Annotated in this window: 13 protein-coding genes; 6 read left to right on the forward strand and 7 right to left on the reverse strand. The window is 67.8% G+C overall.

Annotated features, from left to right (window positions below):
- From SBI67_RS16560 to hemW, 3 genes are all read right to left on the reverse strand, one after another.
- The gene (locus SBI67_RS16560) at window positions 1-1,800 is read right to left on the reverse strand and encodes an ABC transporter ATP-binding protein (protein WP_318981599.1); all 1,800 of its coding nucleotides are present in this window, start codon (window positions 1,798-1,800) and stop codon (window positions 1-3) included.
- Window positions 1,797-3,620 carry an ABC transporter ATP-binding protein gene (locus SBI67_RS16565; RefSeq protein WP_318981600.1) on the reverse strand — a complete coding sequence of 608 codons (1,824 nt, stop codon included), beginning with the start codon at window positions 3,618-3,620 and terminating at the stop codon, window positions 1,797-1,799. Before SBI67_RS16565 ends, SBI67_RS16560 begins: the two co-directional genes overlap by 4 nt.
- Window positions 3,621-3,735: 115 nt before the next feature.
- Entirely contained in the window at window positions 3,736-4,869 is a 1,134-nt protein-coding gene (gene hemW, locus SBI67_RS16570; protein ID WP_318981601.1) for a radical SAM family heme chaperone HemW, read from the reverse strand.
- An 83-nt stretch (window positions 4,870-4,952) separates the two neighbouring features.
- On the opposite strand from hemW, the gene SBI67_RS29140 reads away from it, so the two are divergent.
- From SBI67_RS29140 to SBI67_RS16595, 6 genes are all read left to right on the forward strand, one after another.
- On the forward strand, window positions 4,953-5,057 hold the full coding sequence (locus SBI67_RS29140) for an Ms4527A family Cys-rich leader peptide (RefSeq protein WP_413232502.1): 105 nt from the start codon (window positions 4,953-4,955) through the stop codon (window positions 5,055-5,057).
- A gap of 122 nt (window positions 5,058-5,179) precedes the next feature.
- On the forward strand, window positions 5,180-6,874 hold the full coding sequence (locus SBI67_RS16575) for a nitrite/sulfite reductase (RefSeq protein WP_318981602.1): 1,695 nt from the start codon (window positions 5,180-5,182) through the stop codon (window positions 6,872-6,874).
- A gap of 36 nt (window positions 6,875-6,910) precedes the next feature.
- The gene (locus SBI67_RS16580; RefSeq protein ID WP_318981603.1) at window positions 6,911-7,621 is read left to right on the forward strand and encodes a phosphoadenylyl-sulfate reductase; all 711 of its coding nucleotides are present in this window, start codon (window positions 6,911-6,913) and stop codon (window positions 7,619-7,621) included.
- Between the two features lie 13 nt (window positions 7,622-7,634).
- Window positions 7,635-8,345: a sirohydrochlorin chelatase gene (locus SBI67_RS16585; RefSeq protein WP_318981604.1), complete on the forward strand. Its 711-nt coding sequence runs from the start codon at window positions 7,635-7,637 to the stop codon at window positions 8,343-8,345.
- A gap of 52 nt (window positions 8,346-8,397) precedes the next feature.
- Window positions 8,398-9,039 (forward strand): TetR/AcrR family transcriptional regulator, encoded by a 642-nt coding sequence (locus SBI67_RS16590; protein ID WP_318981605.1) that lies wholly within the window; start codon window positions 8,398-8,400, stop codon window positions 9,037-9,039.
- Window positions 9,040-9,045: 6 nt separating this feature from the next.
- A complete protein-coding gene (locus SBI67_RS16595) occupies window positions 9,046-9,954 on the forward strand; it encodes a sterol desaturase family protein (protein WP_318981606.1) in 909 nt (302 codons plus the stop codon).
- Here the strand turns inward: SBI67_RS16595 and SBI67_RS16600 are convergent, their stop codons facing one another.
- From SBI67_RS16600 to SBI67_RS16615, 4 genes are read right to left on the reverse strand one after another with little or no spacing between them, the layout of a single operon-like run.
- Window positions 9,955-10,992 carry a sulfate/molybdate ABC transporter ATP-binding protein gene (locus SBI67_RS16600; protein WP_318981607.1) on the reverse strand — a complete coding sequence of 346 codons (1,038 nt, stop codon included), beginning with the start codon at window positions 10,990-10,992 and terminating at the stop codon, window positions 9,955-9,957.
- A gap of 19 nt (window positions 10,993-11,011) precedes the next feature.
- Window positions 11,012-11,824, reverse strand: coding sequence for a sulfate ABC transporter permease subunit CysW (gene cysW / locus SBI67_RS16605; RefSeq protein ID WP_318981608.1), 813 nt, complete (start codon window positions 11,822-11,824; stop codon window positions 11,012-11,014).
- A complete protein-coding gene (gene cysT, locus SBI67_RS16610; RefSeq protein WP_318981609.1) occupies window positions 11,821-12,684 on the reverse strand; it encodes a sulfate ABC transporter permease subunit CysT in 864 nt (287 codons plus the stop codon). The genes cysW and cysT overlap by 4 nt, the downstream gene beginning before the upstream one ends.
- On the reverse strand, window positions 12,681-13,712 hold the full coding sequence (locus SBI67_RS16615) for a sulfate ABC transporter substrate-binding protein (protein WP_318981610.1): 1,032 nt from the start codon (window positions 13,710-13,712) through the stop codon (window positions 12,681-12,683). The genes cysT and SBI67_RS16615 overlap by 4 nt, the downstream gene beginning before the upstream one ends.
- Window positions 13,713-14,027: the final 315 nt, after the last annotated feature.

The following is a 14,027-nucleotide window of genomic DNA, read 5'->3' on the forward strand; positions in this document are numbered from 1 at the left end:
TTAGCCGACCTTCTCCGTCATCGACCAACCCGATGCCTTGAGCCGCTGGGCCCAGAAGTCGGCGTACTGGCCGCCACGGGCCATCAACTCGGTGTGCGTTCCACAATCGGCGACGGTCCCCTGCCCGGAGAGCACCACGATCTGGTCGGCGGCGGTGACGGTGGACAGCTTGTGCGCGATGACGATGACGGTGCTGCGCTGCGCCAAGGTGCGGATCGCTTCGGCGACATGGTGTTCATTTTCCGGGTCGAGCGCGCTGGTGGCCTCGTCGAAGAGCACGATGGAAGCATCTTTGAGCAAGGCCCGGGCAATCGAAACCCGCTGCCGCTCACCGCCGGACAGCGCCGATCCGCCCTCGCCGACCCTGGTCTGCCAGCCGCCGGGCAGTCGGTCCAGCACCGCCGTCAGCCCGGCGGTCTGCGCCGCGGCGACGATCTCGGCATCCGTCGCGTCCGGCCGGCCGATCCGCACGTTCTCCCATAGCGTGTCGTCGAACAGATAGACATCCTGGAACACCAGCGACAGCTGCGCCATGAGGTCGGCGGTCCGCTGATCCCGAACATCGACGCCGCCGACGCGCACCACTCCGGCGTCGGTGTCGTAGAACCGGGCGATCAGCCGGGTCAACGTCGTCTTGCCGGAGCCCGACGGACCGACCAGGGCCGTCATGGTGCCCGGTTCGGCCACGAAACTGATGTCGGTGGCCACCTCCCGGCCCGGATAGCTGAACGCGACGTGTTCGAACTCCACCCGGCCCGGCATCGAAACCCGCTGCGGTGCATCGGGTTCGGTAAGGGCAGGGGCGTCGAGGATCGCGGTGATGCGGTCCAACTCGGTGCGCGCCATCCGCATGGCCGAGCCGTATTCGGCCAATGCGGCCAGGGGTGCGGCGAACCGGGCCGCCAGGCCCAGGATCGCCACCGCGGTGATCGGGTTCAGGGATCGACCGAAATCCCCCGTCGCTTCGCTCGCCCCGGCACCCCAATTCCCCGTCGCTTCGCTCGCCCCGCCGAGAGCCAGCCAGGCACCGACGGCGATCAGCACCGAGAACACCGCCTGCACCGCAACCCCGTTGATGATCAGCCCAGCCACCGAGCGCCACAGGGCCCGCCGGCCCGCCCGGTACTGGGCATCGAGCGCGCCGCTCAGGGGCGCGAAATCCGCCCCGGTCCGGCCGAACGCCCGCAACACCGGCTGGCACCGCGCGAACTCCACGACGCGGGTGTTCACCTCGACCTCGGCGGCGTGGTTGAGCACTTCGGCGTCGGTGATCAGCCGCGACGCCAGCCGGCCGCAGCCCACCAACACCAGACCACCGACGAGGGCGACGACCGCGATGCGCCAGTCGAAGAAGGCCAGGCCGACCACCACGGTGGCGGCGCTGACGATATTGAGCACGATCGGGGTGATCAGGTGCGCTCCACTGGTGCCCACGAAAGTGGTTCCCTTGACCGCGATCTGAGAGACCGACCCGACCGTGTCGCGGGTGAACCAGCCAAGCGGCAGAGTCACCATGTGGTCACCGAGCCGGTGGTGCAACAGACGCATGGTGGCCAACGCCATTCGCATGGCCCGCGACGACTGGATGTACTGGGCGATCGCCGCGGCGATCACCATCACGGCGAGTAGCCCCAGCCAGCGCGCCGCGTCACCGTAGCGGCCGTCGAACAGGGCCTGCGAGATGGGCACCAGCAGCACCATCGCGATGCCGTGCAACAGGCCGTAGGCACTGACCCAGGCCAGGTAGCCGAACATCAGCCCGCGCTGCGGACCGAGGATGCGCAGAAAGCCCCGGATCATCGCGCGGCCTCCTTCAGATCGCTGCCCGCGCTGTAGACCTGCCACATCTGCGCGTATCGACCGTCACGAGAAAGCAATTCGTCGTGGCGCCCCTGCTCGACGACACGGCCGTCAGCGAGCACCACGATGTTGTCCACACCGACGATCGAGCCCAGCCGGTGGGCGATCACCAGCACCGTGCGGCCGGCGATCAGCCGCGAGAGCGCGGCCTGGATCTGCGCTTCGGAGTCCGGGTCCGCCGACGCGGTGGCCTCATCCAGGACCAGTACGGGGGTGTCGGCCAGCAGAGCGCGGGCGATGCTGACCCGCTGGGCCTCCCCGCCGGAGAAGTGCGCGTCCTCCCCCACCACGGAGTCGTATCCTCTTGGCAAGTCCAGGATCCGGTCGTGGATATGCGCCGCTTCGGCGGCCTGGTACACGTCCTCAGCGGACGCATCCGGGCGGCCCAGCCGGATGTTGTCCGCCACGCTGATGCCGAGCAGTTGCACGTCCTGCAGCACGAAACCGACATGCCGGTACAGCACCGCCGGGTCGACGTCGCGCACGTCGACACCGCCGACGCGGACCACACCCGTGGTCGCGTCGTGGAAACGCGGCACCAGCGTTGCCAGGGTCGACTTGCCGCTGCCGGACGGGCCGACCAGTGCGGTGATGGTGCCGGGGGCCAGGCGCAGGTCGACATCGTGCAGCACCGTGTCGGCGCCGGCGTAACTGAAGCCGACGCCGTCGAATTCCACGGAGTTGTCATGCGGCTCGAGTGGTTCGGCTGACACTTTCAGCTTCGGCTGATCCAGCAGCCGGACCAGCCGGCCTGCAGCGGCCTGCGCCTGCTTACGGACACCGGCCGAATATCCGACGGCGAGCACGGCGGCGGGAATGGTCATCGCCACGAGCGTGGAACCCAGCACGTCGATCGGCGCCACCCAGCCGCTGCGCACGAACCAGTAGCCGCCGGCCAGGTTGACCAGTAGCACCGTCGGCGCCTCGATGAAGATGGACGAAGCCGCCTTGACCCGCACCATCGGGCCCATCCAGGCGGCGAAACCGTCGTTGAACTCTTCGGCGGCCTCGGCGAACCGCTTGTGCGCGCGGCCGGTCTCGCCGAACGTCTTGACCACCGCCACCCCGGCGATGAATTCGACGATGGTGGCGCTGATCCGGCCGATGCCGTCGTTCATCCGTTCCATCTGCACCCGGACGTCGCGGCCCAGCCACATGTACACCCCGAGATAGACGGGGGCAGTGCCGATGGCCAGCAGGCCCAGCCGCCAGTCCAGCGCGAAACAGTAAGCCAGCCCGAAGGCCGGGGTGGCCAGTGCGCCGGTGTTCTCCACCGCGGAGTGGGCGACCAGAAAGTGCAGTTCGCCCACGTCCTGTTGGACAGCCTTGCGGACCTCGCCCGAGGAGGTACTGCCGAACCAGCCGAGCGGTAGCCGACCCAGCGTGTCGACGATGCGCCGGCGCAGTGCGCGCTGCAGGTCACCGTCGGCGAGGTGGGTCAGCGTCATGGCGGCGCCGTTGGCCCAGGTCCGGACCAGCAGGGCGGCGATCACGGCGGCGACGATGGTCCAGATCCGGGACGGGTCGGCCGCCCCGTCGGTCAGCAGGGTGCGTCCGATCTCGACGATCCCGACGAACGGTGCGATGGTGGCGGCGGAGGCGACCAGGGTCAGCAGCTGCGCGATCCGCGACCGGCCGGCCACCGGGGCGAGCAGCGCCTTCAGCGCCAACGCGTCGGCACGGGTGGCCTGGCGTGCGGCCAGCTGGTTGTATCTCGCGGTCGCCCTGGGCGGCGTCGGCGCCGCCTGAACTGTGATCATCCACGCTCCATAGGTAAGGGTTACCTAATACCCTAGCGGCCCTCCCCGTTCATTTGGCGCCCACTGCGCGGCCTACTCGCACTTTCCCGCCGTGGACGCCATCTCAACGCACGGGTCAGTCCAGCAGGGTGCGCACCACGGCGTCGGCCAGCAGCCGGCCGGGATCGGTGAGCACCAACCGGTCGCCGGCCCGGGCCACCAGCCCGTCGCCGATGGCCACCTCGGCCCGGTGCCGTTCGTCGGTCGACAGCACCGCCATCGGCAGACCGCTGCGCAAGCGCAACCGCAACATCACGTCCTCGGTGTGCCGAGCGGCCCCGTCGAGGTCCTCCGAGTCGGCGATCGGCAGCCTGCCCTCGGCGAGCGCTTGCGCATAAGCATTGGGGTGCTTGATATTCCACCACCGCGTCGACCCGAAGAATCCGTGTGCGCCCGGGCCGGCGCCCCACCACTGGCCACCGTCCCAGTAGCCCAGATTGTGCCGGCACTCCCCACCCGGGCGACTCCAGTTCGACACCTCGTACCACTGCAGCCCCGCGGCCGACAGGTGCGCGTCGAGCAGTTCGTAACGATCGGCGAGCACGTCGTTGTCCGGCGCGGGCACCTCACCGCGGCGCACCCGCCGGGCCAGGGCCGTGCCGTCCTCGACCACCAGCGCGTACGCCGAGACGTGGTCCACGCCGGCCGACACCGCCACCTCCACCGACCGGCGCAGGTCATCGTCGGTCTCCCCCGGTGTGCCGTAGATCAGGTCCAGGTTGACGTGATCGAACCCCTCGGCGCGGGCCTCCAGCGCGGCCGCGGGTGCCCGTCCGGCCGAGTGCACGCGGTCCAGCACCGCCAGCACGTGCGGCGCCGCCGACTGCATGCCCAGCGAAATCCGCGTGTAGCCGGCGGCACGCAGCCGGGCGAATAGGGCCGGCGAGCTGGATTCCGGGTTGGCCTCGGTGGTCACCTCGGCATCGGGTGCCAAGGTGAAATGGTCACGGACCGCGTCGAGCACCGCGGCCAGCCCGTCGCCGCCCAGCATGGTGGGGGTGCCGCCGCCCACGAAAACCGTGTCGACCAGGCGCGGACCGACCTGCGCCGCGGCCAGCGCAAGCTCGAGCCGGACCGCGGCCAGCCAGCCCGCCGGGTTGGCTCCGCCCAACTCGGCCGGGGTGTAGGTGTTGAAATCGCAGTATCCGCAGCGGGTCGCGCAGAACGGCACGTGGATGTAGATCCCGAAGGGGCCTGGCTGCGCACTCACGGCTCCAGTCTCCCAGAACCGATTCTGCTCACCGTGATCGCAAATCTGGCCCAGTTAGGGCTGATGGCGCCGGTCGTGGCACAATGGCCGACGTGACCTCCGCCCGTAACAGCACCACCGGTATTGCACTGGTGGCACGGCGGCATGTCGACTTCAAGCGCGTCTGTAGCTGTTGCTGTCTTCCTTGACTGCGTTGACCTAGGACCCAGCCCACCCCGAAATCTCAGCTGGCCGACGGATCTGCGCCGCCGGACAGCCACCGGTGGCCTGCGTGATTCCTCCGCCTGCTCCTCCACTAAGGAGCCAGTCCATGACGACCGCACCGGGTTCATCTGCCGACCCGACCACCAAGCCGGCGAAGCGTCCCCGCGGCGAAGGCCAGTGGGCCCTCGGCTACCGCGAGCCGCTGAACGCCAACGAGCAGGCCAAGAAGGACGACCATCCGCTCAACGTGCGGGAACGCATCGAGAACATCTACGCTCCCGGCGGTTTCGAGAGCATCGACAAGGGCGACCTTCGTGGCCGGTTCCGCTGGTGGGGGCTGTATACCCAACGTAAGCCCGGGTACGACGGCACCTGGACCGGTGACGAGAACACCGACATGCTCGAAGACGAGTACTTCATGCTGCGGGTGCGCAGCGACGGCGGCGCGCTGACCGCGGCGTCCCTGCGGACCCTCGGCGGTATCTCCACCGAATTCGCCAGGGACACCGCCGACATCTCCGACCGGGAGAACATCCAGTACCACTGGATCGCGGTCGAGAACATGCCCGAGATCTGGCGCCGCCTCGACGCCGTCGGCTTGCAGACCACCCAGGCGTGCGGTGACTGCCCCCGCGTCGTGCTCGGTTCGCCGCTGGCCGGCGAATCCCTCGACGAGGTGATCGACGGCACCCCTGCCATCGACGAGATCGTCAAGCGCTACGTCGGCAAGAAGGAATACGCCAACCTGCCGCGCAAGTTCAAGACCGCCATCTCCGGTCTGCAGGATGTCGTGCACGAGGTCAACGACGTCGCCTTCATCGGGGTGAACCACCCCGAGCACGGGCCGGGATTCGACCTGTGGGTGGGCGGCGGCCTGTCGACCAACCCGATGCTGGCCCAGCGGGTCGGCGCCTGGGTGCCGCTGGACGAGGTGCCTGACGTGTGGGAGGGCGTGGTCAGCATCTTCCGCGACTATGGCTACCGCCGGCTGCGGTCCAAGGCCCGGTTGAAGTTCCTGATCAAGGACTGGGGCGTGCAGAAGTTCCGCGAGGTGCTGGAGACCGAATACCTCAAGCGCCCGCTGATCGACGGTCCCGCGCCGGCTCCGGTCCCCCGCCCCATCGATCACGTCGGCGTGCAGCGCCTCAAGAACGGCCTCAATGCCGTCGGTGTCGCCCCGATCGCGGGCCGGGTGTCGGGCACCATCCTGACCAAGGTCGCCGATCTGGCCGAGTCGGTCGGTTCGGACCGTATCCGCTTCACGCCGTACCAGAAGCTGATCATCCTCGACGTGCCTGATGACAAGGTGGACTACCTGCGAACTGAGCTCGACGCCCTCGGGCTGCCGTCGACCCCGTCGCACTGGCGGCGCAACCTGATGGCCTGCACCGGCATCGAGTTCTGCAAGCTGAGCTTCGCCGAGACCCGGGTCCGGGCGCAGAGCCTGGTGCCCGATCTGGAGCAACGCCTTGAGGACATCAACGCCGAGCTCGACGTGCCGATCACGGTCAACATCAACGGCTGCCCGAACTCGTGCGCCCGCATTCAGGTCGCCGATATCGGGTTCAAGGGCCAGATGGTGGACGACGGCAACGGCCCGGAAGAGGGTTTCCAGGTGCATCTGGGCGGCAGCCTGGGCCTGGACAGCGGTTTCGGGCGCAAGCTGCGTCAGCACAAGGTGCTGTCCACCGAGCTCGGCGACTACATCGAACGTGTCACGCGCAACTTCGTGAAACAACGCGAGCCCGGCGAGCGTTTCGCTCAGTGGGCGGTGCGCGCCGACGAGGCTGATCTTCGATGAGCGCTCACGCGAAGAGCAAAGGCACAGGTAGGTGACATGAGCAACGAAGCGTTGATGACGGAGGAAAACCTGCGAGGCATCGCCGAGCGGGGTGCCCGGGAACTCGAGGGCGCCGGGGCGATGGACCTGCTGCGGTGGACCGATCAGAACTTCCGCGGCCACTACATCGTGGCGTCCAACATGCAGGACGCGGTGCTCGTCTCGTTGGCCGCGCAGGTCCGCCCCGGCGTCGACGTGATGTTCCTCGACACCGGTTACCACTTCGTCGAGACCATCGGCACCCGCGACGCCGTGGAAGCGGTGTACGACGTGAAGGTGCACAACGTCACTCCCGAGCGCAGCGTGGCCGAACAGGATGCGCTGCTGGGCAAGGATCTGTTCGGCCGCGACGCAGCGCAATGCTGCCGGCTGCGCAAGGTCGAACCGCTGAGTAAGGCCCTCAAGGGTTATTCGGCGTGGGTCACCGGCATCCGCCGGGTCGAGGCGCCGACGCGCGCCAACGCACCGCTGATCAGCTTCGACGAGGCCTTCGGTCTGGTGAAGATCAACCCGCTCGCGGCGTGGACCGACGACGAGATGCAGAAATACATCGACGAACACGGCATCTTGGTCAATCCCCTTGTCTACGAAGGCTATCCGTCCATCGGCTGCGCACCGTGCACCAGCAAGCCGGTCGACGGTGCGGATCCGCGCAGTGGGCGCTGGGCCGGGCAGGCCAAGACGGAATGCGGGCTGCACGCCTCGTGAACGGGCAGCGGGCGTGAGCAGCGCACCGGCCCTCGTCCTGACCGCCCACGGCAGCGCCGATCCGCGCGCCGCCGCCAACACGGGTGCCGTGGCCGACACCATCCGCCGGATGCGTCCGGGGCTGGAGGTGATCCCGGCGTTCTGCGAACAGAACTCGCCGAATCTGGTCGACGTGTTGCGTTCGGTCGGCGACCGCGCGGTGGTGACCCCACTACTGCTGGCCGATGCCTATCACGCCCGCGTCGACATCCCGGCGATGATCGCCGAATCCGCGACCAAAGCCCGCCAGACCGAGGTGCTCGGCGAGGACGATCAACTGGTGGCCGTGCTGCGCCGCCGCATCGCCGAGGCCGGAGTGTCCCGACTCGACCGCGTCGGCGTCATGGTGACCGCCGTGGGATCATCACGCGCAGAAGCCAATTCGCGCACCGCGATGGTGGCCGAAGCGCTCGTGGCGCACACCAATTGGACGGCGGGCACGGCGTTCGCCGCCGGACCGCACCCGAATCTGGCGCAGGTCGCCGACGAAATCCGCGATCGCGGCGCCGACCGACTGATCATCGCTCCCTGGTTTCTGGCGCACGGCCGCATCACCGACCGGATGGCAGCCTTCGCCGCTACGCACGGCATCGCGATGGCGCAGCCGCTCGGGCCGCACCGCCTGGTCGCCGAGACGGTACTGGACCGGTTCGACGCGGTGTGCCGCCTGCGGGCCGCCGCCTGAGGCGTCAAGTTCGGATAGTGGCGATTATTCAAATAGTGGCTACTATCCAAGTATGGATGGTGACGAGAAACCGCGCCGGTTGACCCGCGCGGAGAGCCGGGAACGCACCCGCCGGCAGCTGTTGGATGCCGCCGCGCACGTCTTCGCCCGCCGTGGGTACGCCGCGGCGTCGGTCGAGGAGATCGCCGAGTCGGCGGGTTTCTCGGTGGGCGCGGTGTACTCGAACTTCGCCAACAAGGACGAGTTGTTCGCCGCGCTGATGACCGACCGGGCCGCCAACCACATGGACGAGGTGGCCGACATCTTCGATTCCGCCGACGCGCTGTCACAGGATCCGTTGCAGGCTCTCGGCCGGATGCTGATCGCCATTGCCGACAAAGACCTGCACGTCGCCGTACTGAAGACCGAGTTCTGGCTGCATGCCGTACGCAATCCCGAGTTGATGCGCATCGAGGCCGACGCGTCCGCGCGCACCCTGGCCGCGGTCCGCGAGATCCTGACCGGCGTGCTGGAGCGCAACGACGTGGACCAGAACGCGGTGTCCGTCGAAGATTTCGCCACCACCACCCTGGCGCTGTTCAGCGGTCTGATCCGGCAGCGCCGGATCGACCCGGACCGGGTGTCGGATGCCGTGTTCGGCCAGGCCATGCGCTGGCTGATCGCCGGCATGCCCAAGAACTCCGGACGAAAGTAGCTTCCCGTGGAATGGATCGGCAGTATCGGGCTCTACGCGATCCCGGCCTTCCTGCTGTTGCTCGGCATCGAGTTCGTCGGCGACCGCCTGGAGCGTAGGCATGCCACCGCGAAAACCTCTGCGCGCCAACGGGTCGGCTTCGGTCTGCGCGACACCCTGGCCAGCCTGTCGGTGTACGGCTTGGGCCGGATCGCCAAAGTGGGCGAGCACTTCATCTCGGTACCGATCGTGCTGCTGGTGGCAACGCTGGCTCCGGTCGCCCTGTCGGCATCGGACTGGTGGGTCTGGGTGCTGGCGATCGTCGGGGCCGACCTGGCGTACTACACCGAACATCGCATGCACCACCGGATCCGGATGTTCTGGGCGGCGCACAGCGTGCACCACTCCAGCCAGCACTTCAACATGTCGACCGCGGTCCGGCTGCCATGGCTGATCCCCGGACGCTTCCTGTCGTCGGTGGTGTACATCCCGCTGGCGCTCACGGGTGTACCGGTGTGGTTGATCTTCCTCAGCCAGGCGATCGTGCTGCTGTACCAGTACCCGTTGCACACCGAGCTCATCGGAAAGTTGCCCCGCGCAGTCGAATACGTCTTCAACACCCCGTCGCATCATCGCGTACACCACGGTGCCAACAATCCGTATCTCGACAAGAACTACGGTGGCATCCTCATCGTCTGGGACCGCTGGTTCAACAGCTACGCCGACGAAACCGAAACGGTGCGTTACGGATTGACCAAGAACATCGAGACCCACAATCCGATCAAGGTGAACTTCCACGAGTTCGCCGCCATGGTGCGCGATGTCTGGCGGGCCGGCACGTGGCGGGGCCGCATCGGCTATCTCGTCGGGCCGCCGGGCTGGACCGAGAAACAGCCCGTCGACGACGTGCAGCCGGCGCAGCCCGTGGTGGCCTGACTACACGCTCGCGGTCAGCGCCGCTTCCGCCTGCGAAGCACCCGCCAGGTTCGGCACCCGGGTGGCCCGCACGTACACGGTGTCGCCGTGCTTCAAGCCCAACGCCTCGGCGTCACCGCGGGTGATCTGCGCGGTGAACGGCACGTTGTCGGTCGCACTGGTCAGCTCGACCCGAACCTCGAAGCCCAGCACCACGATCCGGTCGATGACGGCGCGGATGACCCCGGTGGCGGCGACGTTCGGATCGGCACTGGCGATGGCCATCTCCGGATTGCGGCCCACCCGGATGTCATGCGGGCGAACCAGCGTGCCGTTGACCGAGGACACCGCCCCCAGGAAGGACATCACGAACGAGTTGGCCGGTTCGTCGTACACCTCGGTGGGCGTGCCGATCTGCTCGATGCGGCCCTTGTTGAGTACCGCGATCCGGTCGGCGACATCGAGCGCCTCGGCCTGATCATGGGTCACCAGCACGGTGGTCACGTGAACCTCGTCGTGCAGCCGGCGCAGCCATGCCCGCAGATCCTCGCGGACCTTGGCGTCCAGGGCACCGAACGGCTCGTCGAGCAACAGCACCTGCGGATCCACCGCGAGAGCCCGGGCCAGCGCCATGCGTTGGCGCTGCCCGCCGGAGAGCTGGTTCGGGTACCGGGTCTGGAAACCGGCCAGCCCCACCACCTCCAGCAAGTTGTCGACCTTTTCCTTGATCTCGGCCTTCGGCCGCTTGCGGATCTTGAGGCCGAACGCCACGTTGTCGCGCACCGTCAGGTGCTTGAACGCGGCGTAGTGCTGGAACACGAAACCGATACCTCGCCGCTGCGGCGGCACCCCGGTGACGTCACGGCCCTTGATGGTGATCTCGCCGGTGTCCGGGGTGTCCAGGCCGGCGATGGCTCGCAACAGGGTGGACTTGCCCGAACCACTGGGGCCCAGCAGCGCGGTCAGCGACCCGTCGGGCACCACGAAGTCGATATTGTCCAGGGCCACGAAATCGCCGTAACGCTTGTTGGCGCCCTTGACGGTGATGGCATTGGTCATGGCTCAGTCTCCTTGGCCCCTATTTTGCCGCCCGGACACGCCGGGCGTCGAGAATCACCTGAACGACGAGCACGATCACCGCGACCGTCATCAACAATGTGGAGACCGCGTAGGCTCCGTACTCCTGTCCGCGGCTGTACCGATCGGACACCAGCAGGGTGAGCGTCTGCGAAGTGCCGGGCAGATTCGACGACACCATGATCACTGCGCCGAACTCGCCGAGCGTGCGGGCGACGGTCAGCACGATGCCGTAGGTCAGCCCCCACCGGATCGACGGCAGCGTGATCCGCCAGAACGTCTGCCACCACTGCGAGCCCAGGGTGGAGGCCGCCTCTTCCTGGTCGGTGCCCAGTTCGTGCAGGACTGGTTCGACCTCGCGGATGACGAACGGGACGGTGACGAAGATGCTGGCCAGCACGATGCCGGGCAGGCCAAAGATGATCTTGAAGCCCAGGTTGTTCTCCACGAACCCGAGCAGACCGGCGCTGCCCCACAACAGGATCAGCGCCACACCGACCACCACCGGAGACACCGCGAACGGCAGGTCGATGACGGCCTGCAGCGCGCTTTTCCCGCGGAACCGGTTGCGCGCCAGCACCAGTGCGGTGGGGACCCCGAACAGCACGTTGAGCGGCACCACAATGGCCACCACCAGCAGCGACAGCTGCAGCGCCGAGATGGCCGCCGGGGTGGTGATCGAGGCGATGAAGGTGCCGATGCCGGGCTCGAAGGTGCGCCACAGGATCAGGCCGACCGGCACGATCACCAGGATGGTGACATAGGCCAGCGCGAGGAAGCGCACCAGCAGGCGCACCGGGGGTGAGAGTGTCATCGCGACAGTTCCTCACGCTTGGCCGCGCGGGAACCGACCGCGCGCAGGATGAACAACACGACGAACGAAACCAGCAGCAGCACAATGGAGATGGCTGCGGCACCGGTCCGGTCGTCGTTCTCGATCAGGGTGCGAATCCACTGCGAGGACACCTCGGTCTCACCGGGCACGGCGCCACCGATCAGGACGACGGAGCCGAATTCGCCGATCGCCCGGGAGAACGCCAGACCGGCACCGGACAGCAGGGCGGGCAGCAGCGCCGGCAGGATGATCCTGGTCAGGATGGTGAAGCTGTTGGCGCCCAGCGAGGCCGCCGCCTCTTCGACGTCGCGGTCCAGTTCGAGCAGGACGGGCTGCACCGAGCGCACCACGAACGGCAACGTGACGAACAGCAGCGCCACGCCCACCCCCCATTTGGTGTGCTGCAGATGCAGATCCACCGGGCTGTTGGGGCCGTAGAGCGCCAGCATGACCAGGCTGGCGACGATGGTGGGCAGCGCGAAGGGCAGATCGATCACGGCATCCACCAGCCGCTTGCCGGGGAACTCGTCGCGGGTCAGCGTCCACGCCACCAGCAATCCGAACACCAGGTTCACCAGCGTGACGCCGATCGAGATGGTGACCGTGACCTTGAACGACTCCAGCGCCGCGTTGGAGCTGACGGCCTGCCAGAAGGCGGTCCAGCCGCCACCGGCGGACTGCCACAGGATCGCCGCCAGCGGCAGCAGCACGATCACCGAGAGCCAGATCGATGCGGCCCCCACCCGCAGCGATGTGGTGCCGAACCGATGGCGACGCCCCGCCCCGAGAGCCGCAGCTCCCGGGTCGGGCGGCACCGCGGTCTCCGGGGAAACCGTCATCCGGTGGCCTGCTTGTAGATCTTGGTGATGCTGCCGTTGTCCTTGTCGAACAGCGCCGGATCGACGTCCGTCCAGCCGCCCAGGTCGGCGATCGTCCACAGCTTCTCCGGAGTCGGGAAGTCCTTGGCGAAGTCGGCGGCCACGGCCGGATCGACGGGACGGAAGCCGGCCTCGGCCCACAGCTTCTGGCCCTGCGCGGTGTAGAGGAAATTCTTCAGCGCCGTGGCCTGCTGCAGGTGCGCGGTGCTGCTCACGACGGCGACCGGGTTCTCGATCTTGAACGTCTGCGGCGGGTTGATGTGCTCGACATCCTTGCCCTGCCGCTCGACGTTGATCGCCTCGTTCTCGTAGCTGATCAGCACGTCGCCGGTGCCCTGCAGGAACACGTCGGTGGCTTCCCGGCCGGAGCCCGGGCGGGTCTTGACGTGCTCGGTGACCAGCTTGTTGATGAAGTCCAGGCCGGCGGCCGAATCCTTACCGCCGTTGCTCTTGGCGGCGTACGGGGCCAGCAGGTTCCACTTGGCCGAACCCGAGCTCAGCGGGCTGGGCGTGACGACCTCGATGCCCGGCTTGAGCAGATCGTCCCAGTCCTTGATGCCCTTGGGATTACCCTTGCGCACCACCAGCGAGACCACCGAGCCGAACGGGACGCCCTTGGTGGCGTCGGCGTTCCAGTCCTTGGCCACCTTGTCGGCCTTCACCAGGCGGGTGACGTCGGGCTCGACGGAGAAGTTGACGATATCGGCGGGCTTCCCGTCGACCACGCCACGAGACTGGTCACCGGAGGCACCGTAGGACGTCGTCACCGCGACGCCTTTGCCCTCGGGGGTGGCAGCAAACGCCGGGATGATCTTGCCCCAGCCCGGCTCCGGGACCGCGTAGGCCACCAACGTCAGCGTGGTCTCGGCCTTGGCGCCGCCGGTGTCGCCGACCACGTCGCTGGAACCGCCACCGCACGCGGCGAGCAGGGTCGCCGACAGGGCCAGGGCTGCAGCCGCGCTCCAGCGCGACGTGCGTGTCTTGGACATCTGAGGCCTTTCTTCATCTGTGACGGGACGAGCGGAGCTGTGGCCCGTCACGACGGAGAAAATGGCCGGAGAATCCATGGCTGAGGTACAGCCGGCACCGACACCACACCGCGGGACGGGTTGGGGTCAGCGACAACAGTGCACATCGACAACAGCGCAAAGATCGACGACAGCATGAGCCAGGACATGGCTCTGCGTGCTGCCGGGCGCTGCGTGCATGGCGCGAAGCCTAACAGAATCGACCCGGTCCGCTGTGCGAGTGGGTCCCCGGCCGCGTCAGCGGGTGAAATACCAGGTCACGATGACCAGCGCGAC

Source organism: Mycolicibacterium chengduense (assembly GCF_033741155.1).
Lineage (GTDB): Bacteria > Actinomycetota > Actinomycetes > Mycobacteriales > Mycobacteriaceae > Mycobacterium.